At 72.9% G+C, this 24,348-nt stretch carries 20 protein-coding genes; 16 read left to right on the forward strand and 4 right to left on the reverse strand.

All coding sequences use genetic code 11. From position 1 onward, the window contains the following. Positions 1-34: 34 nt before the first annotated feature. The 4 genes from B073_RS0103440 to B073_RS0103455 all read right to left on the reverse strand — a co-directional run bounded on the left by B073_RS0103440 (position 35) and on the right by B073_RS0103455 (position 5,691). On the reverse strand, positions 35-2,461 hold the full coding sequence (locus B073_RS0103440; protein WP_037810835.1) for a transglutaminaseTgpA domain-containing protein: 2,427 nt from the start codon (positions 2,459-2,461) through the stop codon (positions 35-37). After that, positions 2,458-3,852 carry a DUF58 domain-containing protein gene (locus B073_RS0103445; RefSeq protein ID WP_018536690.1) on the reverse strand — a complete coding sequence of 465 codons (1,395 nt, stop codon included), beginning with the start codon at positions 3,850-3,852 and terminating at the stop codon, positions 2,458-2,460. The genes B073_RS0103440 and B073_RS0103445 overlap by 4 nt, the downstream gene beginning before the upstream one ends. Beyond that, positions 3,852-4,877: an AAA family ATPase gene (locus tag B073_RS0103450; protein ID WP_018536691.1), complete on the reverse strand. Its 1,026-nt coding sequence runs from the start codon at positions 4,875-4,877 to the stop codon at positions 3,852-3,854. The genes B073_RS0103445 and B073_RS0103450 overlap by 1 nt, the downstream gene beginning before the upstream one ends. A gap of 253 nt (positions 4,878-5,130) precedes the next feature. Continuing rightward, positions 5,131-5,691 (reverse strand): beta-class carbonic anhydrase, encoded by a 561-nt coding sequence (locus tag B073_RS0103455; protein ID WP_018536692.1) that lies wholly within the window; start codon positions 5,689-5,691, stop codon positions 5,131-5,133. A gap of 413 nt (positions 5,692-6,104) precedes the next feature. Between B073_RS0103455 and rsmH the strand changes: the two genes are divergently transcribed. The 16 genes from rsmH to B073_RS43240 all read left to right on the forward strand — a co-directional run bounded on the left by rsmH (position 6,105) and on the right by B073_RS43240 (position 24,280). Further along, positions 6,105-7,064 carry a 16S rRNA (cytosine(1402)-N(4))-methyltransferase RsmH gene (rsmH, locus tag B073_RS0103460; protein WP_026247022.1) on the forward strand — a complete coding sequence of 320 codons (960 nt, stop codon included), beginning with the start codon at positions 6,105-6,107 and terminating at the stop codon, positions 7,062-7,064. Further along, the gene (locus tag B073_RS0103465) at positions 7,061-7,726 is read left to right on the forward strand and encodes a hypothetical protein (protein ID WP_018536694.1); all 666 of its coding nucleotides are present in this window, start codon (positions 7,061-7,063) and stop codon (positions 7,724-7,726) included. The genes rsmH and B073_RS0103465 overlap by 4 nt, the downstream gene beginning before the upstream one ends. Before the next feature lie 111 nt (positions 7,727-7,837). After that, on the forward strand, positions 7,838-9,787 hold the full coding sequence (locus B073_RS0103470; protein ID WP_018536695.1) for a peptidoglycan D,D-transpeptidase FtsI family protein: 1,950 nt from the start codon (positions 7,838-7,840) through the stop codon (positions 9,785-9,787). 18 nt (positions 9,788-9,805) lie between these two features. Beyond that, a complete protein-coding gene (locus B073_RS0103475) occupies positions 9,806-11,605 on the forward strand; it encodes a Mur ligase family protein (RefSeq protein WP_018536696.1) in 1,800 nt (599 codons plus the stop codon). Positions 11,606-11,667: 62 nt separating this feature from the next. After that, on the forward strand, positions 11,668-13,125 hold the full coding sequence (locus B073_RS0103480; protein ID WP_018536697.1) for a UDP-N-acetylmuramoyl-tripeptide--D-alanyl-D-alanine ligase: 1,458 nt from the start codon (positions 11,668-11,670) through the stop codon (positions 13,123-13,125). 5 nt (positions 13,126-13,130) lie between these two features. Then, entirely contained in the window at positions 13,131-14,195 is a 1,065-nt protein-coding gene (mraY, locus tag B073_RS0103485; protein WP_026247023.1) for a phospho-N-acetylmuramoyl-pentapeptide-transferase, read from the forward strand. Next, positions 14,192-15,655, forward strand: a complete 1,464-nt coding sequence (gene murD, locus B073_RS0103490; RefSeq protein WP_018536699.1) for a UDP-N-acetylmuramoyl-L-alanine--D-glutamate ligase — start codon at positions 14,192-14,194, stop codon at positions 15,653-15,655. The genes mraY and murD overlap by 4 nt, the downstream gene beginning before the upstream one ends. A gap of 59 nt (positions 15,656-15,714) precedes the next feature. After that, positions 15,715-17,067: a putative lipid II flippase FtsW gene (gene ftsW, locus B073_RS0103495; RefSeq protein ID WP_018536700.1), complete on the forward strand. Its 1,353-nt coding sequence runs from the start codon at positions 15,715-15,717 to the stop codon at positions 17,065-17,067. A gap of 6 nt (positions 17,068-17,073) precedes the next feature. Next, the gene (gene murG, locus B073_RS0103500) at positions 17,074-18,165 is read left to right on the forward strand and encodes an undecaprenyldiphospho-muramoylpentapeptide beta-N-acetylglucosaminyltransferase (protein ID WP_018536701.1); all 1,092 of its coding nucleotides are present in this window, start codon (positions 17,074-17,076) and stop codon (positions 18,163-18,165) included. 22 nt (positions 18,166-18,187) lie between these two features. Further along, positions 18,188-19,003: a cell division protein FtsQ/DivIB gene (locus B073_RS0103505; RefSeq protein ID WP_018536702.1), complete on the forward strand. Its 816-nt coding sequence runs from the start codon at positions 18,188-18,190 to the stop codon at positions 19,001-19,003. Positions 19,004-19,284: 281 nt separating this feature from the next. Continuing rightward, positions 19,285-20,523, forward strand: coding sequence for a cell division protein FtsZ (ftsZ, locus tag B073_RS0103510; protein ID WP_018536703.1), 1,239 nt, complete (start codon positions 19,285-19,287; stop codon positions 20,521-20,523). A 13-nt stretch (positions 20,524-20,536) separates the two neighbouring features. Next, positions 20,537-21,289: a peptidoglycan editing factor PgeF gene (gene pgeF / locus B073_RS0103515; RefSeq protein ID WP_026247024.1), complete on the forward strand. Its 753-nt coding sequence runs from the start codon at positions 20,537-20,539 to the stop codon at positions 21,287-21,289. Beyond that, complete coding sequence (locus tag B073_RS0103520; RefSeq protein ID WP_018536705.1) at positions 21,286-22,020, forward strand: YggS family pyridoxal phosphate-dependent enzyme; 735 nt, start codon at positions 21,286-21,288, stop codon at positions 22,018-22,020. The genes pgeF and B073_RS0103520 overlap by 4 nt, the downstream gene beginning before the upstream one ends. A 123-nt stretch (positions 22,021-22,143) precedes the next feature. Further along, positions 22,144-22,764: a cell division protein SepF gene (locus B073_RS0103525; protein ID WP_018536706.1), complete on the forward strand. Its 621-nt coding sequence runs from the start codon at positions 22,144-22,146 to the stop codon at positions 22,762-22,764. Between the two features lie 66 nt (positions 22,765-22,830). Then, on the forward strand, positions 22,831-23,124 hold the full coding sequence (locus B073_RS0103530) for a YggT family protein (RefSeq protein ID WP_018536707.1): 294 nt from the start codon (positions 22,831-22,833) through the stop codon (positions 23,122-23,124). A gap of 49 nt (positions 23,125-23,173) precedes the next feature. Next, the gene (locus B073_RS43240) at positions 23,174-24,280 is read left to right on the forward strand and encodes a DivIVA domain-containing protein (RefSeq protein ID WP_026247025.1); all 1,107 of its coding nucleotides are present in this window, start codon (positions 23,174-23,176) and stop codon (positions 24,278-24,280) included. Positions 24,281-24,348: the final 68 nt, after the last annotated feature.

Raw genomic sequence — 24,348 nt, forward strand, 5'->3', positions numbered from 1 at the left:
CGCGCCCCCATGCCGCCGCAGGCACCCGCCTCGCCTACGTCCGTTCGCCGCGCCGCCACCCCGCCGTGCGCAGTGCGGCCGTCGCGCGCCGGGCCATGACCGCCGGGCGGCTGTTCCGGCAGCGCAGGCGGAGGGCCGACGTTCGTGCCGCCCAGGCGTGGCGGAGTCGGGCCGCCGAGCGCGGGGCGAACTGCGCCCGGAGTCGCAGGGACCGCGGCGCCCCGTCCCGGAGGCCGGCCTGGACCTGCCGGACGTCGGCGGCGAGCCCGGCCGCCGGGGCCGGTCGCGGGGCGTACAGGACCTGTTCGACCGCCGTGGCGACGCGTCGGGCGGCGGCCGCGGCGTCGGGTCGCAGTTCCCCGATGCGAATGATCCGGGCCGCGGCCGTGCGCGGTGTCAGCGACTCGTCCGGGAAGATCCCGAAGTCCCAACCGGTGTCCAGCAGCTCCTGCCAGGCGGCGAGGGTGCCCGCCGCGGCGTCACCGCCCGGGCCGCCGGCCAGCCGGCGGGCGCGGACCCGGCTCCGCCACAGCACCGGCGCCGCGGGCAGTGCCACGATCAGCAGCGCGGCGAGGACGACGGCCGCGAGCGTCCAGGGCGAGGGCCCGCCGCCCGGCGAACCGGCCGTCGGCACTGGGGGAGCGGCCGCGCAGTCCGCCCCCGAGTCCGCCCGGTGGTCGCCGGCGCCGCAGGACGGGATCGCGGACGGGCCGGTGGAGGGCACCGCGGACGGCGCCGGTGCGTGCTCGGGGCCGGTGGAGCCCGGCGTCTGCGAGGTGTCCGGGTAGGCGTAGTCCGGGACGCTGCCGCGGCTCGGGGTCGGCTCGAAGCGCGTCCAGCCGACGCCCTGGAAGTACAGCTCGGGCCAGGCGTGCGCGTCCTTCAGGCCCACCGACGTGGTGCCGTCGGGCTGCCGGGTGCCGGGGGTGAAGCCGACCGCCACCCGGGCGGGGATGCCCAGCGTGCGGGCCATCGCCGCCATGGAGAACGAGAAGTGGACGCAGAAGCCCTCCTTGTCGTGCAGGAAGCGGGCGATCGCCTCGGTGCCGCTGCCGGCCCGGACCTCGGTGTTGTAGGTGAAGCCGCCGTAGAGCGCGAACCAGTCCTGGAGCTTGACCGCCTTGTCGTAGGCGGTGCGGGCGCCGCGGGTGACCTGGCGGGCGGTGGTGCGGACGACCGGGGGGAGCGAGGCCGGCACCTTGGTGTACTCGCGCTGCAGCGCGGCGGGCGGCGGCGGGGCCGAGGCCAGCTGGCGGGCGGTGGGCCGGACCTGGAGGCTCTCGGCCTGGTACTGGAGGCCGTGGGTGTTCTGCCCGCGGTCGCCGACCAGGGTGCGGCCCTCGGGCTCGAACCGCCAGCGGCCGGGGATGTCCACCTTGGCCGCCGGATAGGGGAGCGGCAGCCAGTTCTGCGCGTACCACTGGGCGGTGGACAGGGAGGTGTTGATCCGGGTGACGGGCACGTCGGGACTGAGGCCGGGCGGTCGCGGCAGCTCGGTGGGGACATCGGTGACGGTGCGCTCGGAGGGTTTCCACGCCGTGCCGTCGAACTGGTCCAGGGCGACGATCCGCAGATACATCTCACGGGTGTCGAGGGCGGTCGTGCGGTAGTTGAGGACCTCGCGGTCCTCGGGTTGGTTGAGGCTGTCCTGGAGCGAGACCAGGGGGTTGACCGCCGAGATGGTGCCGCCCCCGCCGGCCGGGCCCTCGCCGGCGGCGTTCGGGCCGAGCAGCCCGCCGTCCAGGGACGGCAGCACGGCGGGCACCAGCAGCGCGACGCCCAGCGACAGCGCGCCGATCCGGCGGCCCCGGCGGATCGGCACCGGACCGTCGCGGCGCTCTCCCGGCCGGCCCGCGCCCGCGGACGGACTGCCGAACACCCGGCCCCACTGGGTGAGCCGGTCGCGGCCCTCGGCGAGCAGGAGCAGCAGATAGCCGGCGGCCGCCACGACGAACCACAGCCAGCCCGAGCCGCCCTGGGACAGCCCCGCCGCCACGGAGTACAGCGCGAGCAGCGGCAGCCCCGCGGGCGCGGCGCTGCGGTAGGTGACCGCCAGCGCGTCCACGACCAGGCCGATCAGCAGTACCCCGGAGACCAGCAGCAGCCGGATGCCGGGGGTGACCGGGGCCGGGACGGCGTACCGGCCGACGTCCCGGACGCCGGCGTGCGCCAGGTCGGCGAGGGCGGTGACGGCGTCCGGGCCCGGCAGCAGCCCGACGATCGCCTGGCCGCGGGCGAACACCACGGTGAGCAGCAGGACGGCGGCCAGCGCCTGGACGCCGACGGTCAGCGGCCGGGCCAGCGGGATCCGCCGGGCCAGCGCGCCCACCCCCGTCACCAGCGCCAGCAGCAGCGCCGCCTGGAACATCCAGGTGACCGGGTCCACCAGCGGCAGCAGCGCACCCCCGGCGCACAGCGTCGCCACCATCGCGCACAGCGCAAGCCGCGCCCGCCCGCTCATGCCGAGCCCCCGTTTCGTCCGGGGCCGCCGTCTCCGCTGCGGCCCGGGGCCGCCCCGGCCGTGGCGGCCGGCGTAGCCCCCGCCCGGTCAGCGGCCCGCCACAGATCGGCCAGCGCGGCGCCGGGCGCCACCGGCAGCGCCGTCCAGCCGGCCTCGCGCAGCATCCGCAGCCGCTCGCCGACCGGCGCCCCGCCGCGGGAGAGGTGGATACCGCCCGGCCCCCGGGACCAGGCGTCGGCGTCCAGCACGAAGGCGACCGCGGTGGCGCTGCGCCGGCGGATCCGTCCGGCCAGCGCCGCCTGTTCCTCGTCCAGCTCGCCGAAGAAGGCGACCAGCAGTCCTTCCGTGCCGCCGCGCAGCGCGTCGTACGCCGCGGCGAGGCCCTCCTCGGCGGAGTGCTCCACTACGGCCAGCGCGTCCAGCAGCAGGCCCCCCGCGTCGGCGGCCTCGCCGGCGCCCGCGAAGCCGCCGCCCTCCGGGCCGGGCACCGTGCGGCCGGTGTCCGTCAGCAGCCGCACCGAGAAGCCCCGCTCCAGCAGGTGCAGGGCGACCGAGGCGGCGCCGGCCACCGCCCACTCGAAGCCGGAGTCGGGGCCCGTGCCCTCGTGGGCGACGGCCCGGGTGTCGAGCAGGACGGTGCAGCGCGTCTTCTGCGGCTGCTCCTCGCGACGGACCATCAGTTCGCCGTGGCGCGCGGTGGAGCGCCAGTGGACCCGGCGCAGGTCGTCGCCGTGGCGGTAGCCGCGCGGGATGATGTCGTCCTCGCCGGCCAGCGCGAGCGACCGCCGGTGGCCGTCGCCGTACCCGGCGGCCTCGCCGGCCAGTCGGACCGGCGGCAGCGGCTCGACGCGGGGCACCACCGTCAGGGTGTCGAACGTGCTGAAGGACCGGGTCAGCTCGCACATCCCGAACGGGTCGGAAAGGCGCAGCTGCAGCGGCCCCAGCGGATAGCGGCCGCGCAGGTCGGAGCGGACGCGGTAGGACACCTCGCGGTGCCCGCCGGGCTCGACGCGGTCCAGGACGAAGCGCGGCCGGGGCCCGAGGACGTAGGGGACCCGGTCCTGGAGCATCAGCACGCCGGTCGGCAGCCGGGCCACGTTCTCCACCCGGAGCCGGACCCGGGCCTCGGCCGCGGCCGGCACCCGGGCGGGCGCGAGTGTGCGGCTGCCCGCGACGCGGTAACGGGTGCGGTACAGCACCAGGACGCACACCAGCGGCAGCGCCGCCAGCAGCAGCCCGACCCGCAGCAGATCCGCCTGCCCCAGGAGATACGCGCAGGCCGCGGCGGCCACTCCGGCCGCCAGGAACGACCGGCCGCGGGTCGTCAGTCCCGCGAGCGCGGCGCGCAGCCCGCCCGGCTCGGGCGTCCCGGTGCTCCCCCCGCCGGACATCACAACCCCCGGGCGCCGGGCGGCTGCTGGCCGCGAACGGGCTGCCGCCACTGCGGGGCGGACGGGTCGGGCACCGGTGTGCGCTGCACGATCTCCAGCACCACCTGCTCGGCCGTGCGGCGGCTCAACTGGGCCTGCGCGGTGGGCAGCAGACGGTGCGCGAGCACCGCCACCGCCAGCGACTGGACGTCGTCCGGGAGCGCGAACTCCCGCCCGGCCATGGCCGCCGCGGCCTTCGCCGCGCGCAGCAGATGCAGGGTGGCCCGCGGTGAGGCGCCGAGCCGCAGATCGGGGTGGCTGCGGGTGGCCGCGACGAGGTCGACGGCGTACCGGCGGACGGCCTCGGCGACGTGGACGGTGCGCACCGCCTCGGTCAGCCGCACGATCTCGTGGGCGTGCGCCACCGGACGCAGATCGTCCAACGGGGAGGTGCCGCCGTGCACGTCGAGCATCCGCAGCTCGGCCGCCGGGCTGGGGTAGCCGATCGACACCCGGGCCATGAAGCGGTCCCGCTGGGCCTCCGGGAGCGGGTAGGTGCCCTCCATCTCGACCGGGTTCTGCGTCGCGACGACCATGAAGGGGCGGGGCAGGTCGTAGGTCTGCCCGTCCATGGTGACCTGGTGCTCCTCCATGGACTCCAGGAGCGCGGACTGGGTCTTGGGGGAGGCGCGGTTGATCTCGTCGCCGATCACGATCTGGGCGAAGATCGCGCCGGGCTTGAACTCGAAGTCCTGCCGCTGCTGGTCGTAGACGCTGACGCCGGTGATGTCGGACGGCAGCAGATCGGGGGTGAACTGGATGCGCCGCACCGAGCAGTCGACGGACCGGGCCAGCGCCTTGGCGAGCATCGTCTTGCCGACGCCGGGCACGTCCTCGATGAGCAGGTGCCCCTCTGCCAGCAGGACGGTCAGCGCGAGCCGTACGACCTCCGGCTTGCCCTCGATCACGCCCTCCACGGACCGGTGCACCCGCCCGGCGGTGGTGGTCAGATCGGCAAGGCTCGCTCGTTCGTCATACGTCGTCACTCGGCCCTCCTCGGCCCGTCGACGGGTGGCCGACGCCCCCTCGACGGACCCGGTCCTCCCCGCGCGCATCCCGCCCGGCTCGGGCCGGGGCGATGTCACGTAGGCATTCTGGCCGCCCGCGCGGCCTCGCGTCATGGCCTGTGGACAACTCACACCCTTCGAGTCCGACAAACCAGAAGAATCCGGCGAAGCGGTCGCAGGGGAGGAGAAGCAAACGGGACCCGCCGCCCATCGCGGCAGGTCCCGTCCCAGGTCAGTGCCGCGGGTCGATCTCCCGCAGCAGGCCCGTCGTCACGTCGAAGACAAAGCCGCGGACGTCGTCGGTGTGCGGCAGGAACGGCGAGGTGCGCACCCGCTGCATGGACTGCCGGACGTCCTCGTCCAGGTCCTTGAACGCCTCGACCGCCCAGGTGGGCCGCTGGCCGACCTCGGCCGCCAGCTCGTGCCGGAAGTCCTCGGTCAGGCCGAGCAGACCGCATCCGGTGTGGTGGATGAGGACCACCGACCGGGTGCCGAGTGCGCGCTGGCTGATCGTCAGGGAGCGGATGATGTCGTCGGTCACCACGCCGCCGGCGTTGCGGATGGTGTGGCAGTCGCCGAGCTGCAGGCCCAGCGCGGCGTGCAGGTCGATCCGGGCGTCCATGCAGGCCACGACGGCGACCTTGCGGACCGGCCGGGCGTCCATGCCCGGGTCGGTGAAGGCGGCGGCGTAGCGACGGTTCGCCTCGACGAGCTGGTCGGTGACCGTGCCCTCGGAGGCGGCGGACGTGCTGTCGGCGGACGGGGGCAGCGGCTGCGACGCAGGTATGGACATGGATTCACGGTAATCGTTCAGGGCTTGAACGGCCCCTCCGGAAAGCAGGGCGTAGGGGGCAACGTCACACCTTGTGAGGTAATCCACAGGGTGGGACGTCCCCACCCAAAGCCGCCGGAAAACCTTCGGACACACCCTGCGGGGGACGCGCGGAACCGGTTGATTGACCGGGGCGGCAGGTGGACTAAAGTGGCGCGAAGTGGGAGGCGTGACGCTCTCCTTGGATCCCGGATCCCTCGTGTGCGTGACCGTACGTACGGTTCGGCCTCCTCCCGCTCCACCGGTCATCCGACGTCACTTCCCCGTCGCCGGAGGGCCACTTCCCCTTCAGAGCGGGCGGGGACCAAGCGGTACGTGCGGCATCCCCCAGCCAACGGCCGGGGACCCACCTGCCGCCCACCATCGGAAGGCGCATGAGTAGCAACACTCGCCACGTACCGGTCATGCTCCAGCGCTGTCTGGACATGCTCGCCCCCGCGCTCGCCGAGCCCGGCGCGGTCGTCGTCGACTGCACCCTCGGCCTCGGCGGGCACAGCGAGGCGCTGCTCGAACGGTTCCCGGAGGCCCGGCTCGTCGCCCTCGACCGCGACCCGTCCGCGCTCCGGCTCGCCGGTGAACGGCTGGCCCCCTACGGCGACCGCGCCACCCTCGTGCACGCGGTCTACGACGAGCTGCCCCAGGTACTCGACCGGCTCGGGCTGCCCCACGTCCAGGCCGTCCTGTTCGACCTCGGGGTCTCCTCCATGCAGCTCGACGAGGCCGACCGCGGCTTCGCCTATGCCCAGGACGCCCCGCTCGACATGCGGATGGACCAGACGACCGGCATCAGCGCCGCCGAGGTCCTCAACACCTACCCGCCCGGTGAACTGGTCCGGATCCTGCGCTCCTACGGCGAGGAGAAGCAGGCCAAGCGGATCGTCGCGGCGGTGGTCCGGGAGCGGGAGAAGGAGCCGTTCAGCACCAGCGCCCGGCTGGTCGAGCTGATCCGCGACGCGCTGCCGCAGGCCGCCAAGCGCACCGGCGGCAATCCGGCCAAGCGCACCTTCCAGGCGCTGCGCATCGAGGTCAACGGCGAGCTGGCCTGCGTCGAGCGCGCCGTCCCGGCCGCCGTCAAGGCGCTCGCGGTGGGCGGCCGGATCGCCGTGCTCTCCTACCACTCGCTGGAGGACCGGCTGGTCAAGCAGGTCTTCGCGGCCGGCGCGAGCAACACCGCGCCGCCCGGCCTGCCGGTCGTCCCCGAGCGCTACCAGCCGCGCCTGAAGCTGCTCACCCGCGGCGCCGAGCTGCCCACCGAGGAGGAGGTCGCCGAGAACCGGCGGGCGGCCCCCGCCCGGCTGCGCGGCGCCGAGCGCATCCGTGAGGACATCGCGTGACAGGGCAGGGGAGCCGCCCGCGCGGCCGGCAGCGGCTGGCCGCGCTGCTGCCCTCCCCGCCCCGCGGCGGCACCGCCGCGCGCACCCCCTTCGTCCTGCTCGTCGTCGTGCTCCTGGGCTCCGGGCTGATCACCCTGCTGCTGCTCAACTCCGCGCTGAACCAAGGCTCGTTCGAGCTGAGCCGACTGGAGCGGAAGACCGGCGAGCTGACGGACGAGCAGCAGGAGCTCCAGCAGGAGGTCAATGGCTACTCCGCGCCCGACGAGCTGGCGCGGCGGGCCCACAAACTGGGTATGGTGCCGGGCGGCAACCCGGCCTTCCTGATGCCGGACGGCACCGTCCGCGGCGCGCCGGGCCCGGTCTCGTCCTCCGGCACTCCGTCGGCCGCGTCCGCCGCGCCGCTGCCGCTCGGCCCGGTGCTCCCGCGGCCGGCGCCCCAGGAGACCCCGCCGGCGTCCGTGGTCCCCCCGCCGGCCCCCGCCGTCCGCGCCGCTTTCGGGCCGCTCGCCCCCAGCACCCCGGGCGTCCCGCCGTCCCCGGGCCCGCTGGCCACCCCCGCGGCCCCGGCGTCCGTCCTCACGGCCGACGCGCCCGCCCCGGCCGCCGCCGTCCGCCTGTCCGAGCCGCCGGCCGGGCCCACCCCGTCGGCCCCCGGCAGGTGACCGCGTGACGCCCGCCGCCCGCCGCTGCCGCGGTCCCGCCGCCCCGGACCCCGGGGCGCACGGCGCCGCGCCGCTCCCCGCCACCCCCGTGCCCGACCCGGAGACCGCGGTATGACCGAGCCCAGGGACCCCCGTCGCGTTCCGCGCCCCGCCCGGACCGGCGGCCGCCCGTCCGCCGGCCGGTCCGGCGCGTCCCGGACGCCCGCCGCCCGCCGCCCCGCCGCGGGCCCGCTGCGGCCGGTCAGCCCGCGCCCCCGGCTGCGGCTGGTGGCCCTGGCGCTGACGCTGGTGATGCTGGCGTTCGTCTTCCGGCTCGTGCAGGTGCAGGCCGTGGACGCCGCGGCCTACGCCGCCAGGGCCAACGAGAACCGCTACGTCCCGGTCAAACTGGCCGCCGAACGCGGCGCGATCACCGACCGCAACGGCGTGGCGCTGGCCACCACCGTGGACGCGTACGACATCACCGCCGACCCGAGCCTGCTGGCGCCCGCCAAGATCAAGGTCAAGGACGCCCCGCGGCAGGCCGCCGCGCTGCTCGCGCCGATCCTCGGCGAGTCCGAGAAGACGCTCGCCGCCAAGCTCGACCAGCCCGCCTCCCGCTACGTCCTGCTCGCCCGCCAGCGCACCCCCCAGGTCTGGAAGCGGATCAAGGACCTCCGCAAGGAGCTGGACGCGAAGGCGGCCGCCGCCCCCAAGCGCGCCCCCCGTCCCAACGTCCTGGTCGGGATCTTCGCCGACAAGCACAGCAAGCGGGTCTACCCGGGCGGCGACCTCGCGGCCGGCCTCCTCGGCTTCGTCAACGGCGCGGGCAAGGGCGCCGGCGGCCTGGAGGCCCAGCTCGACAAGCAGCTGGCCGGCAAGGACGGCAAGCTGGTCTACGCCCAGTCCGGCGGCCGCCGGGTCCCCACCGCCGACACCCAGGAGCACCCCGCCGTCCCCGGCACCGACGTCCAGCTGACGATCGACCGCGACATCCAGTGGGCGGCCCAGCAGGCCATCTCGCGGCAGGTGGAGAAGTCCGACGCCGACCGCGGCTACGTCGTCGTCCAGGACACCCGCACCGGCCAGATCCTGGCCCTCGCCAACGCCCCCGGCTTCGACCCCAACGACCTCTCCAAGGCCGGCCGCGACACGCTCGGCAACCCCGCCCTCACCGACGCCTACGAACCCGGCTCCACCAGCAAGCTGATGTCGATGGCGGCCGTCCTGGAGGAGGGCGCCGCGACCCCGTACACCCGGGTCACCGTGCCCAACCGGCTGCACCGCGGCGACCGGCTCTTCTCGGACGACGTCGACCACGCCACCTGGAACCTGACGCTCAACGGCGTGCTCGCCAAGTCCAGCAACATCGGCACCATCCTGGCCACCGGCCAGCTGGGCACCACCCAGCCCCAGGCCAACCAGGTCCTCTACTCCTACCTGCGGAAATTCGGCATCGGCCGGCCGACCGGACTCAACTTCCCGGGCGAGACCGACGGCATCCTGGCCAAGCCGCAGGACTGGAACACCTCGCAGCAGTACACCATCCCGTTCGGCCAGGGCCTGTCCCTCAACGCCGTCCAGGCCGCCTCCGTCTACTCCACCATCGCCAACGGCGGTGAGCGGATCGCCCCCACCCTCGTCCGCGGCACCACCGGGCCGGACGGCCGCTACGCCCCGATCCCCGCGCCCGCCCGGAGCCGGGTGGTGAGCCCGAAGACCGCCACCACGCTCTCCACCATGCTGGAGTCGGTGGTCGACGACGAGGAGGGCACCGGCGCGAAGGCGAAGATCGACGGGTACCGGGTCGGCGGCAAGACCGGCACGTCCAACCGGGTGGACCCGAAGACCGGCCGCTACCACGGCTACACCGCCTCCTTCGCCGGCTTCGCGCCCGCCGACAAGCCCCGCGTCACCGTCTACTGCGCCGTACAGAACCCCAAGCGGGGCAGCTATTTCGGAGGCCAGGTCTGCGGCCCGATCTTCCAGCAGGTCATGGCGTTCGCACTGAAGACCCTCCAGGTCCCCCCGACCGGCGCGCAGCCGCCGCGGCTGCCGGTCACCTTCAAGCCAGGCGAATGAAATCGAGGCACAACCGCCGTGACGACCATCACCCCCGACGGCCCGCAGCTGCCCGGCGACGGCCCCCCGGCGAAGCCCTCACTTCGCCCCGGGCCCGTTCTGCCCGGTACGCTCACCGCCGTGTCACAAGCTGATCAGTCCCCCAAAGCCCAGCACGCGGAGAAGGGCGGCCCCGGCAGATATCCGGGTGCGCCGCGCCCCGACGAGGTCCGCCCCACCCCTCTGGCCGACCTCGCCCAGCAGCTGGCGATCCCCGTCCCGGACGGTGCCGCAGCCGTCCAGGTCACCGGCATCACCCACGACTCCCGGGCGGTGCGGCCCGGTGACGTCTACGCCGCGCTGCCCGGCGCCCGTCTGCACGGCGCCGACTTCGTCGCCCAGGCCGCCGACCTCGGCGCCGCCGCGATCCTGACCGACCCGTCGGGCGCCGAGCGGGCCGCCGCGACCGGCCTGCCGGTCCTGGCCGTCGACGACCCGCGCGGCCGGATGGGCGCCCTGGCCGTCTCGATCTACGGGGCGCCGGGCGACGACCTCCTCCAGATCGGCATCACCGGCACCTCCGGCAAGACCACCACCGCGTACCTCATCGACGGCGGTCTGCGGGCCGCGGCCGCCAAGGAGATCGAGCGGGGCCTGCACGAAGCGCAGCCGGCCGGGGGCGCCGCCGGGCGACGGGTCGGCGGACCGACCGGACTGATCGGCACGGTCGAGTCGCGGATCGGCGACGAGCGCCTGAAGTCCGAGCGGACCACCCCCGAGGCCACCGACCTCCAGGCGCTGTTCGCGGTGATGCGCGAGCGCGGCGTCCGCTCGGTCACCATGGAGGTCTCCAGCCACGCGCTGGTGCTCGGCCGGGTCGACGGCTGCGTCTTCGACGTCGCGGTCTTCAACAACCTCAGCCCGGAGCACATGGAGTTCCACTCCGGCATGGAGGACTACTTCCACGCCAAGGCGCAGCTGTTCACCAAGGCGCGCAGCAAGGCCGGTGTGGTCAACCTCGACGACGAGTACGGCCGCCGGCTGGCCGCCGGCGAGTCCGAGGTCCCGGTCACCACGTTCTCCGCCGAGGGCCACCCGGACGCGGACTGGCGCGCCGCCGACGTCGAGGTCGGCACGCTCGGCTCGACGTTCACCGTGCACGGCCCCGGGGGCGTGACGGTGCGTGCCGCCTGCCCGATCGCCGGTCCGTTCAACGTCTCCAACGCGCTCGCCGCCATCACGGCCCTGGCCGTCGCCGGCGTGGACCCGCAGACCGCGGCCGACGGCGTCGCCGCGGTCCCCGGCGTCCCCGGCCGCCTGGAGCGCGTGGACGCCGGCCAGCCCTATCTGGCGGTCGTCGACTACGCCCACAAGACCGACGCCGTCGAATCGGTTCTGCGCGCCCTGCGCAAGGTCACCACCGGGAAGGTGCACGCCGTCCTCGGTTGCGGTGGCGACCGCGACCGGCAGAAGCGGATGCCGATGGGCGCCGCGGTCGCCCGGCTCGCCGACACCGCCGTGCTGACCTCCGACAACCCCCGCTCCGAGGACCCGCTCGCGATCCTCGCCACCATGCTCGCGGGCGCCGCCGAGGTGCCCGTCCACGAGCGCGGCACCGTCCTGGTCGAGGAGGACCGGGCCGCCGCGGTCGCCGCCGCCGTCGCCCGCGCCGAGCCCGGGGACACCGTGATCGTCGCGGGCAAGGGCCACGAACAGGGTCAGGACATCGCCGGAGTGGTACGCCCCTTCGACGACCGTCAGGTGCTGCGCGCCGCGATCGAGTCCGCCATGGCATCGCAGCCGCCGCAGCAGTCACAGCAGCCGAACCACCAGGGATGACACACCGCCATGCGCGCACAATCCTCTTGTTGGCACCTCCTGCACGGCCCCGGGGGTGACCTGTGATCTCCCTGTCCCTCGCCGAGATCGCGAGCATCGTCGGCGGGCAGCAGCACGACATACCGGACCCGGGCCGCGAGGTCACCGGGCCGGTCGTCTCGGACTCCCGGGCGGTCCGCCCGGGTGGCCTGTTCGTCGCGTTCGCCGGTGAGCGGGTGGACGGCCACGACTTCGCCGCCGGCGCCGTGGCAGCCGGCGCGGCGGCCGTCCTCGCGTCCCGCCCGGTCGGCGTCCCGGCGATCGTCGTCGACGACGTCGTCGCAGCCCTCGGCGCCCTCGCCCGGGCCGTCGTGGAGAAGCTGGGCGCCACCGTCGTCGCGCTGACCGGCTCGGCCGGCAAGACCAGCACCAAGGACCTGATCGCCCAGCTGCTCCAGCGGCACGGTCCGACGGTGTGGCCGGAAGGCAACCTCAACAACGAGATCGGGCTGCCGCTCACCGCGCTGCGCGCCGACGCCACCACCCGCCACCTCGTGCTGGAGATGGGCGCCCGCGGCGTCGGCCACATCCGCTACCTCGCCGGGCTGACCCCGCCCCGGATCGGGGTGGTCCTCAACGTCGGCACCGCGCACCTCGGCGAGTTCGGCGGCCGCGAACAGATCGCCCAGGCCAAGGGTGAACTGGTGGAGGCGCTGCCCGCGGCCGAGGACGGCGGGGTGGCCGTGCTCAACGCCGACGACCCGTATGTCCGGGCCATGGCGTCCCGTACGAAGGCCCGCACGATCCTCTACGGCGAGTCCGCGGAGGCCGCCGTGCGTGCCGAGAATGTCCGGCTCAACGCTCTCGGACAGCCCGCTTTCACGCTTCACACACCCTCCGGGTGCAGTGATGTGACCATGCGGCTGTACGGTGAGCACCACGTGTCGAACGCGCTCGCCGCGGCCGCCGTCGCCCATGAGTTGGGCATGCCCGCAGACGAGATCGCCAGCGCGCTCTCCGAAGCCGGCACGCTCTCCCGCTGGCGTATGGAGGTCACCGAGCGCGCGGACGGCGTGACGGTCGTCAACGACGCCTACAACGCGAACCCCGAGTCCATGCGAGCGGCGCTGCGTGCGCTGGTCGCCATGGGCACCGCCGCCAGGGCGAAGGGGGGCCGGACGTGGGCGGTGCTCGGTGAGATGGCCGAGCTGGGCGAGGAGTCGCTCGCCGAACACGACGCGGTCGGGCGGCTGGTCGTCCGGCTCAACGTCAGCAAGCTCGTGGCGGTCGGCGGCAGGGAAGCGGCCTGGCTCGACATGGGCGCCAAGAACGAGGGTTCGTGGGGTGAGGAGTCGGTGCACGTGTCCGACACGCGGGCGGCGGTGGACCTGTTGCGCAGCGAGCTGCGACCGGGAGACGTCGTGCTGGTGAAGGCGTCCAGGTCGGTGGGTCTGGAGCGGGTGGCCGCGGCATTGCTGGCCGGGGACGGCCAAGACGCCGATGGCTGCTCCGGCGCCGAGGGCGGAGCCGCGTCCCGATGAACTCCATGAAGCAGATCCTCTTCTCCGGGACGATCGGGCTCTTCCTGACCCTGATCGGCACCCCCCTGCTGATCAAACTGCTGGCCAAGAAGGGCTACGGGCAGTTCATCCGCGATGACGGCCCCCGCACCCACGGCAGCAAGAAGGGCACGCCCACCATGGGCGGCATCTCCTTCATCCTGGCCACGATCATCGCCTACGCCCTGACGAAGGTGATCACCTCCAGCGACCCGACCTTCTCGGGTGTGCTGGTGCTCTTCCTCTTCGCGGGCATGGGCCTGGTCGGCTTCCTCGACGACTACATCAAGATCGTCAAGCAGCGGTCGCTGGGCCTGCGGGCCAAGGCGAAGATGGCCGGCCAGCTGATCGTCGGCATCGCCTTCGCGGTGCTCTCGCTGCAGTTCGCTGACCTGCGGGGCGCCACCCCGGCCTCCGACCGGCTCTCCTTCACCCAGGACTTCGGCTGGCAGATCGGCCCGGTGCTCTTCGTCATCTGGGCGCTGTTCATGATCCTGGCGATGTCCAACGGCGTGAACCTCACCGACGGCCTGGACGGCCTGGCCACCGGCGCCTCGGTGATGGTCTTCGGCGCGTACACCTTCATCGGCATCTGGCAGCACCAGGAGTCCTGCGCCAACCTGGTCACCGCCGGCCCCGGCTGCTACGAGGTCCGCGACCCGCTCGACCTGGCGGTGGTGGCCTCCGCCCTGATGGGCGCGTGCTTCGGCTTCCTGTGGTGGAACACCTCGCCCGCCAAGATCTTCATGGGCGACACCGGCTCGCTGGCACTGGGCGGCGCGCTCGCCGGCCTGGCGATCTGCTCCCGCACGGAGATGCTGCTGGCGGTCCTGGGCGGTCTGTTCGTCCTGATCACCATGTCCGTGGTCATCCAGGTCGGCTCGTTCCGGATGACCGGCAAGCGGGTCTTCCGGATGGCGCCACTCCAGCACCACTTCGAACTCAAGGGGTGGTCCGAGGTCCTTGTGGTGGTCCGGTTCTGGATCATCCAGGGCATGTGCGTGATCGTCGGTCTGGGCATCTTCTACGGCGGCTGGCAGGCGGCGAAGTGACCGTGTACGACCCGAAGGCTCCCGAGGACTTCGCCGGCAGGCACGTCACCGTGGCCGGTCTCGGCGTGAGCGGCGTCCCCGCCGCCCGCGCCCTGGCCGGCCTCGGCGCCCGCGTCACCGTCGTCAACGGCAGTGACGGCGAGGGCGAACGGGCCCAGGCGGCCGAGCTGGAGAAGCTCGGGATCACCGTCCGGCTCGGCGACGGCGAGACCCTCCCCGAGGGCACCGAGGTGGTGGTGACCTCCCCCGGGTGGAAGCCCACCAGCCCGCTCTTCCTGGCGGCCGAGAAGGCCGGCGTCCCGGTCTGGGGCGACGTCGAGCTGGCCTGGCGGCTGCGCGGTCCCGACGCGGCGCCCTGGCTTGCGGTCACCGGCACCAACGGCAAGACCACCACCGTCCGGATGCTCGCCTCGATCCTCGCCGCGGCCGGTCTGCGCACCGCCGCGGTCGGCAACATCGGCGTCCCGCTGGTGGACGTGGTGCTCGGCGAGGGCCGGACCGACGAGACGGCCTACGACGTCCTGGCCGTCGAGCTCTCCAGCTACCAGCTGCACTGGGCGCCGTCGGTGCGGGCGCACTCCGCGGCCGTCCTCAACCTCGCCCCGGACCACCTCGACTGGCACGGCTCCATGGCCGCCTACGCCGCCGACAAGGGCCGGATCTACGAGGGCAACACCGTCGCCTGCGTCTACAACGCCGCCGACCCCGCGACCGAGGAACTGGTCCGCGAGGCCGACGTCGTGGAGGGCTGCCGGGCCATCGGCTTCACCCTCGGCACCCCCGGCCCCTCCCAACTCGGCGTCGTCGACGGCATCCTCGTCGACCGCGCCTTCGTGGAGAACCGGCAGCAGCAGGCCCAGGAGCTCGCCGAGATCGCGGACATCGCCCCCGCCTCCGGCAAGGCCGCCCCGCACAACATCGCCAACGCGCTGGCCGCCGCGGCGCTGGCCCGCGCCTTCGGCGTCCCGGCCACCGCGGTCCGCGACGGGCTGCGGGCCTTCCACCCGGACGCCCACCGCATCCAGCACATCGCGGACGTCGCCGGGGTCTCCTACATCGACGACTCCAAGGCCACCAACACCCACGCCGCCGAGGCGTCGTTGGCGGCGTACGAGCACATCGTGTGGCTCGCCGGCGGGCTGGCGAAGGGCGCCACCTTCGACGACCTGGTGCGCACGGCCGCCGGCCGGCTGCGCGGGGTGGTCCTGATCGGTGCCGACCGGGCGCTGATCAGGGAAGCACTGGCGCGACACGCCCCGGATGTCCCGGTTGTCGACCTCGACCGGACCGACACTGGGGCGATGTCCGAGGCGGTCCGGGAGGCGGCCCGGCTGGCCGAGCCGGGCGACACCGTGCTGCTGGCCCCGGCCTGTGCCTCGATGGACATGTTCGTCAATTACAACAAGCGGGGCGAGGCGTTCGCCGACGCGGTGGGCGAGCTGGCCGCCGCGGGTCACTAGCCCGGTTCTCCCCGCTGCCGTCGTCGCCGGCGGCGAGCGCACCTGTGGAGGGGACGAGGATGACCGCCCGATCGGCGAAGCCGGCGCAGCCGCGCCCGGCCCGCCGGACCCCCGCCAAGGTGCGCCCGCCGCGGGTCGTCCGCACACCGCCCGGCCCGCGCGGGCTCTACACCCGCGCCAGGCGCGCCTGGGACCGCCCGCTCACGGCGTACTACCTCATCCTCGGCGCCCCCCTGCTGATCACCGTGCTGGGCCTGGTGATGGTCTACTCGGCCTCCCAGATCAAGGCCCTGCAGTCTGGTCTGGCGCCGTCGTACTTCTTCCGCAAGCAGCTGCTGGCGGCCGCCATCGGCGGCGGGCTGCTGCTGCTCGCCTCCCGTATGCCGGTGCGCCGGCACCGGTCGCTGGCCTATCCGCTGCTCGCCGGCTCGGTCTTCCTGCTTGGCATGGTGCAGATCCCGGGCATCGGCGTCTCGGTCAACGGCAACCAGAACTGGCTCAGCCTGGGCGGCCCTTTCCAGGTGCAACCGAGCGAGTTCGCCAAGCTCGCGCTCGTCCTGTGGGCCGCCGACCTGCTGGCCCGCAAAGAGGAGAAGAAACTCCTGACGCAGTGGAAGCACTTGCTGGTTCCCCTGACGCCGGTGACATTTCTCGTACTCGGGCTGATCATGCTCGGCGGGGACATGGGCACCACGATCATCCTGACCGCGATCCTCTTCGGTCTGCTGTGGCTGGCCGGCGCCCCGACCCGGCTGTTCGCCGGGGTGCTGGGCGCCGCGACCGTGCTCAGCCTGCTGCTGATCAAGACCAGCGCCCACCGGATGTCCCGCCTCGCCTGCATCGGCGCGACCGATCCGGGCCCCGGCGACCAGTGCTGGCAGGCCGTGCACGGCATCTACGCGCTGGCCTCCGGCGGCCTCTTCGGTTCCGGCCTCGGGGCGAGTATGGAAAAATGGGGAGAACTCCCCGAACCGCACACCGACTTCATCTTCGCCATCACCGGGGAGGAACTGGGCCTGGCGGGGACGCTGTCGGTGCTCGCCCTCTTCGCGGCTCTAGGCTATGCGGGTATCCGCGTGGCCGGACGCACGGAGGACCCCTTCGTACGGTACGCAGCGGGTGGTGTGACCACCTGGATCATGGCTCAGGCCGTGATCAACATCGGTGCGGTGCTCGGCCTCCTGCCGATCGCCGGTGTCCCGCTCCCGCTGTTCTCCTACGGGGGCTCCGCCCTGCTGCCGACGATGTTCGCCGTCGGGCTGCTGATCGCCTTCGCGCGTGACGAGCCCGCCGCACGGGCGGCGTTGACGGCACGGTCGGCGCGGAAGCCTGCTCCCGGCAGGAAACCGGCTGGGGTGAGATGGAAGACGATGAGACGGCGCGTTAAGAGGCGGCCGTCCGGAGAGCGGTGAATTTCGGTGCATGTCGTACTCGCCGGTGGGGGGACCGCCGGCCACATCGAGCCCGCGCTCGCCCTCGCGGACGCCCTGCGCAGGCAGGACCCGACCGTGGGGATCACGGCACTGGGCACGGAGCGCGGCCTGGAGACCCGGCTGGTCCCCGAGCGCGGCTACGAACTGGGCCTGATCCCGGCGGTACCGCTGCCCCGCAAGCCCACCCCCGAGCTGATCACCGTCCCCGGACGGCTGCGCGGCACGATCAAGGCCGCCGAGCAGATCCTGGAGCGCACCAAGGCGGACTGCGTCGTCGGCTTCGGCGGCTATGTGGCGCTGCCCGGCTATCTGGCCGCCAAGCGGCTCGGTGTGCCGATCGTCGTCCACGAGGCCAACGCCCGCCCCGGCCTGGCCAACAAGATCGGCTCGCGCTACGCCACGTACGTCGCCGTCAGCACCCCGGACAGCAAGCTGCGCGGCGCCCGCTATGTGGGCATTCCGCTGCGCCGCTCCATCGCCACCCTGGACCGCGCCGCGGTGCGCCCCGAGGCGCGCGCCGCGTTCGGCCTCGACCCCAACCTGCCGACCCTGCTGGTGTCCGGCGGTTCCCAGGGCGCCCGCCGGCTGAACGAGGTCGTCCAGGCCGCGGTCCCGGTGCTGCAGCGCTCCGGCATCCAGGTACTGCACGCGGTCGGCCCGAAGAACGAACTGCCGCACGTGGACAACATGCCGGGAATGCCGCCCTATGTCCCGGTACCGTACGTGGACCGGATGGATCTCGCGTACGCCGCGGCCGACATGATGCTCTGCCGCGCGGGCGCGATGACCGTCGCCGAGTTGTCCGCCGTCGGGCTCCCGGCCGCCTTCGTCCCGCTGCCCATCGGCAACGGCGAGCAGCGGCTCAACGCCCAGCCGCTGGTCAACGCCGGCGGCGGCCTGCTGGTCGACGACGCCCAGCTGACCCCGGACTGGGTGCAGGACAACGTGCTCCCGGTCCTGGGCGATCCGCACCGGCTGTACGAGATGTCCCGCGCGGCCGCCGAGTTCGGCCGCCGGGACGCCGACGAGCTGCTGGTCGGCATGGTCTACGACGCGATCGAGCAGCGCCGCAAGTAGCGGACGAGAGAAGGCGGAGAGCGTGGCCGGACCGACCACCGCCAGGCGCGGAGCGAAGAAGTCGCGGTCCGGCCCGCCCCCTTCGCCGCGGTCCGGCGTCCTGCGCCTCCGGCTGCCGCGCCCGCCGCTGCGCCGCCCGGGCCGCCGCGGTGTGATCATCGTTGCGGTTCTCGCGGCGCTGCTGGGCGGGTTCGGCGCCTGGGCGCTCTACGGTTCGGACTGGCTCCGGCTGGAGAAGGTCCGGGCCTCCGGCACCGACGTGCTCACCCCGGAGCAGGTGGTCGCCGCCGCGTCCGCGCCGATGGACGCGCCGCTCGCCTCCGTGGACACCGGCGCGGTGCGCCGCCGGCTGCTGGCCCGGCTCCCGCGCCTCAAGAGTGTTGACATCACCCGTTCCTGGCCGCACACCCTCGGACTGGAAGTGACCGAAAGGACGCCGGAACTGCTGCTGCGAGCGAACGGGAAGTTCGTGGAAGTGGACGGCGAGGGCGTCCGTTTCGCCACGGTGAGCCACCCGCCCCGCGGTATCCCCCTTCTGGAAATGACTGTTTCCGACTCTCCGAGCCTGCACCGTTTCGGAACCGGCCGTTTGCTGCGCGCCGCGGTCACCGTCGCCCGGGACCTCCCGGCTGCCGTCCGCAAGGACATCCGCACTCTCCGGATGCGCTCCTACGACTCCGTCACCCTCGAACTCGCAGGTGGCCGCACGGTGATGTGGGGCAGCTGCGAACAGGGCGCCGAAAAGGCGAAGGTGCTGGCCGAGCTGATGAAGGCTGCGCGTGACGCGCGCCACCTCGACATCTCGGTGCCCAGCGCGCCCGCGGTGTCCGGGAGTTGACGTACCGCGGCGCAGGCCAGCACCCTGGATGGCTACGACTATGGGTGATCACATAGGGTGAAAAGAAAAACGGGAGGTTCGGCGTGTTCGTTGAACGCGCGCACCTTGTCGACTTAGTGTCTCGTTCCAAAGGGACCGTGGAACCAGGAACACAGGCACAGTAACCCTAAACTTCAGGGTTAGGGTTCGGGTCGGCAGAGCGGACCATCCCTTCGGCATCAGTCGGCGTCCACACGCAATGTGCGGCGACGACACGTAAATCGAGGCGAGAGGCCTTCGACGTGGCAGCACCGCAGAACTACCTCGCAGTCATCAAGGTCGTCGGCATCGGCGGCGGTGGCGTGAACGCCATCAACCGGATGATCGAGGTCGGGCTCAAGGGCGTCGAGTTCATCGCGATCAACACCGATGCGCAGGCGTTGCTGATGAGCGACGCCGACGTCAAGCTCGACGTCGGCCGCGAGATGACGCGCGGACTCGGCGCCGGCGCCAACCCGGACGTGGGCCGCAAGGCGGCCGAGGACCACCGCGAGGAGATCGAGGAGGTCCTCAAGGGGGCCGACATGGTCTTCGTGACCGCGGGTGAGGGCGGCGGGACGGGCACCGGCGGTGCTCCGGTCGTCGCCAACATCGCCCGCTCGCTGGGCGCCCTGACGATCGGCGTGGTCACCCGGCCGTTCACCTTCGAGGGTCGCCGTCGCGCCAACCAGGCCGAGGACGGCATCGCCCAGCTGCGCGAAGAGGTCGACACCCTCATCGTGATCCCCAACGACCGTCTGCTGTCCATCTCGGACCGCCAGGTGAGCGTGCTCGACGCGTTCAAGTCCGCGGACCAGGTGCTGCTGTCGGGCGTCCAGGGCATCACCGACCTCATCACCACCCCGGGTCTGATCAACCTCGACTTCGCCGACGTCAAGTCCGTGATGTCCGAGGCCGGCTCGGCGCTCATGGGCATCGGTTCGGCGCGCGGCGACGACCGCGCGGTCGCCGCCGCGGAGATGGCGATCTCCTCGCCGCTCCTGGAGGCGTCCATCGACGGCGCCCGCGGCGTGCTGCTCTCCATCTCCGGCGGCTCCGACCTCGGCCTCTTCGAGATCAACGAGGCCGCGCAGCTGGTCAGCGAGGCCGCGCACCCCGAGGCCAACATCATCTTCGGCGCGGTCATCGACGACGCGCTGGGCGACGAGGTCCGGGTCACGGTCATCGCCGCGGGCTTCGACGGCGGTCAGCCGCCGGCCCGCCGGGACGTCCAGCAGGCCGGCATGCCCTCCCCGAAGCGCGACGAGCCCGCCCCGGCGCCGGTCCGCCCGACCGCGCCCCCGGTCGAGCCGCCCCGCCCGGCACCGTCGTTCGGCGGCCTGGGCGCGGTCCCGCCGGTCCGGGACGAGGCCCCGACGTCCGAGTCCCCGTCGCTGGGCGAGGTGTCCACCCCGCCGGCCGGCGGCCCCTCGGTTCCCCCGGCCCGTCCGTACTCGGACTCCGCGGCCGAGGAACTGGACGTTCCCGACTTCCTGAAGTGACGTAAGCACCGACGTGATAGGGCAACAGCACCACGTGAGCGGCGCGCACTTCGCCTTCACCGACAGGTGGGGCGGGGTGAGCGCCGCTCCGTATGAGCAGCTCAATCTGGGCGGCGCGGTGGGCGACGACCCCGCCGCCGTCCGCGCCAACCGCGACCTGGTGGCCCGGGACCTGGGCCTGGACCCGGCCGCGGTGGTCTGGATGAACCAGGTCCACGGCCGGGACGTGGCCGTGGTCGACGGACCCTGGGGGGAGGGCGAGATCCCGTCCGTGGACGCGGTGGTGACCGCCCGCCGGGGCCTGGCCCTGGCCGTGCTCACCGCCGACTGCACCCCGGTCCTGCTCGCCGACCCGGTCGCCGGGGTGGCGGGCGCCGCGCACGCCGGCCGGCCGGGGCTGGTCGCCGGGGTCGTCCCGGCGGTCCTCGCCGCCATGGCCGAGCTGGGCGCGGAGCCGTCCCGGATCCTCGCGTACACCGGCCCCGCGGTCTGCGGACGCTGCTACGAGGTGCCCGAGGAGATGCGCGCCGAGGTCGCCACGGTGGTGCCGGAGTCCTGGGCGACCACTTCCTGGGGCACCCCGTCGGTGGACGTCACCGCGGGGGTGCGCGCCCAACTCGCCGCGAAGGGCGTGCAGTTGCGGGCGCAATCGCCGGTCTGCACCCGGGAGTCGGCGGACCACTACTCGTACCGGCGCGACCGCACGACCGGGCGGCTCGCGAGTTACGTATGGCTCGGGGGCGGCCCCGGAGAGGCTGAGCTGTGACCGACGACCGCAGAACGCAACTGGCCGACAACCTGGCGCGGGTGGAGGATCGTATCTCCACAGCCTGCGCCAAGGCCGGCCGGTCACGGGACGAGGTCACGCTGATCGTCGTCACCAAGACCTACCCCGCGAGCGACGTCCGGCTGCTCGCGGAGCTGGGGGTGCGCCAGGTCGCGGAGAACCGCGATCAGGAAGCGGCACCCAAAGCGGCCGAATGCGCCGATTTGCCGCTGACTTGGCACTTCGTCGGTCAATTGCAGACCAACAAGGTGCGGTCGGTGGCCGGTTACGCCGGTGTCGTCCAGTCGGTCGACCGGCCCCGGCTCGTCACTGCGCTCTCCAAGGAAGCGGTCCGTGCCGAGCGGGAGCTGGGCTGTCTGATCCAGGTGGCATTTGACGTCGAGTCAGGACAGAACGGACACATCACGGGGGATCGCGGCGGGGTGGCGCCGGAGGGTGTCGCGGAACTCGCCGAGGTGATCGCCGCCGCACAAGGGCTGCGTCTGGACGGTCTCATGACGGTCGCGCCGCTGGTCGGACCGTACGCGGGACGTCAACGCGCCGCTTTCGAGCGGCTCATGGAAATCTCATCCGACCTGCGCGTGACCCATCCTGCTGCCACCATGGTGTCGGCAGGCATGAGTGCGGACCTCGAAGACGCGGTGGCGGCCGGGGCGACACATGTGCGCATCGGTACCGCGGTACTCGGAGTCCGACCACGGCTCGGGTAACGTCGCCAAGCAAGTCGGACCACAGCACAAAATATGGTCATTCCCGCAGGAGGCGGGCAGGCCGAGTGGATCCAAGGGCCCCGGTGACGGAGCCGATCCACCACAGAGCGGAGGACGCAGAGAATGGCCGGCGCGATGCGCAAGATGGCGGTCTACCTCGGCCTCGTGGAGGACGATGGGTACGACGGCCGGGGGTTCGACCCCGACGACGAGTTCGAGCCCGAGCTGGACCCGGAGCCCGATCGGGGACGGCGTCAACAGCACCAAGTCCCGGCCGAAACACGCCCGGAACGGGAGGAACCGGTCCGTGCCGTGACGCCTCCCGCGCCGCGTGAACCCGCCCCGCTCGCCGCGGAAAGCGGACGACCCGCGCGTATCGCCCCCGTGGCATCCATCACACCCGAACGCCCGAACCTGGAGAAGAACGCACCGGTGATCATGCCCAAAGTTGTGTCCGAGCGGGAGCCTTACCGCATCACCACACTGCACCCCCGGACCTACAACGAAGCCCGTACCATCGGGGAACACTTCCGTGAGGGCACTCCGGTGATCATGAATCTCACGGAGATGGACGACACCGATGCGAAGCGACTTGTCGACTTTGCGGCCGGTCTGGTCTTCGGACTGCACGGGAGCATTGAGCGGGTGACGCAGAAGGTGTTCCTGTTGTCGCCTGCTAACGTCGATGTCACGGCGGAGGACAAGGCCCGTATCGCAGAGGGCGGATTCTTCAACCAGAGCTGAGACGCAACACCGGGCACACCAGGGCCGTAAGGTCGGCACAGGAACAAGGGGAGAGGGCAGCGCGAGATGAGTGTCGCTGGTCAGGTGATCTACATCGCGCTGTACTGCTTCCTGATCCTGCTGATCTTCCGCCTGGTGATGGACTATGTCTTCCAGTTCGCCCGTTCATGGCAACCCGGCAAGGCGATGGTGGTGGTTCTTGAGGCCACCTACACTGTCACCGATCCGCCACTCAAGCTTCTGCGGCGGGTCATCCCGCCGCTGCGTCTCGGGGGCGTGGCGCTCGACCTGTCCTTCTTCGTATTGATGATCATCGTCTACATCCTGATCACCGTCGTGAGGTCGGTGTTGTTGGTGTGAACGATACGGTCTTGCCGATTGCCGACGACTACGTTGAGGTGAAGTAGAGATGCCGTTGACCCCCGAGGATGTGCGGAACAAGCAGTTCACGACCGTCCGCCTCCGAGAAGGCTATGACGAGGACGAGGTCGATGCCTTTCTCGACGAGGTCGAGGCCGAACTGACCCGCCTGCTCCGGGAGAACGAGGACCTGCGCGCCAAGCTGGCCGCCGCCACTCGTGCCGCCGCGCAGAACCAGCAGCAGGGTCTGCGCAAGGGTCCCGACCAGCAGCAGGAGCAGCCGCAGCGGCCGGGGCCCCCGGTGCCCGCCGCCATATCCGGTCCGCAGCCGGTTCCGCCGCAGCAGCAGGGGATGGGTGGCCCGCCCCAACTGCCCGGTGGTGCACCGCAGCTGCCTCCCGGTCCTGGTGGCCACGGTCCGGGTCCGCAGGGTCCGCACGGTCCCGGCCCGATGGGCCAGGGCGGCCCACTGGGCGGTCCGATGGGCGGCCCCGGACAGCAACTGCCGCAGCCGGCCCAGCAGCAGGGCGGCCCCGGCGGTGACAGCGCGGCCCGCGTGCTGTCGCTGGCACAGCAGACCGCCGACCAGGCGATCGCGGAGGCCCGTTCCGAGGCCAACAAGATCGTCGGCGAGGCGCGCAGCCGTGCCGAGGGCCTGGAGCGGGACGCCCGCGCCAAGGCCGACGCGCTGGAGCGGGACGCGCAGGAGAAGCACCGCGTGGCGATGGGCTCGCTGGAGTCGGCCCGCGCGACGCTGGAGCGCAAGGTCGAGGACCTGCGCGGCTTCGAGCGCGAGTACCGCACCCGTCTGAAGTCGTACCTGGAGAGCCAGCTGCGTCAGCTGGAGAACCAGTCCGACGACTCGCTGGCCCCGCCGCGGACCCCGGCTGCCCCCTCGCTGCCGCCGTCGCCGTCGATGGCGTCGGCCGGTGCGGGCACCATGGGCGGCAACCACACCATGGGTGGCGGCCAGTCGATGGGCGGCAACCACTCCATGAGCAGCCCGTCCAGCGGTGGCCCGTCCTACGGCGGCCAGCAGCAGATGTCGCCGGCGATGACCCAGCCGATGGCACCGGTGCGGCCGCAGGGTCCGTCGCCGATGCAGCAGACGCCGTCGCCGATGCGTGGCTTCCTCATCGACGAGGACGACAACTGACGGACGGCTGACGCCGGTACGGCGCGCAGAGTCGGCAATCAGGGCCGGGCCCCGAGGGAGAGATCCCT

The sequence above is a fragment of the Streptomyces sp. MspMP-M5 genome (genome assembly GCF_000373585.1).
Taxonomy (GTDB): Bacteria; Actinomycetota; Actinomycetes; order Streptomycetales; family Streptomycetaceae; genus Streptomyces.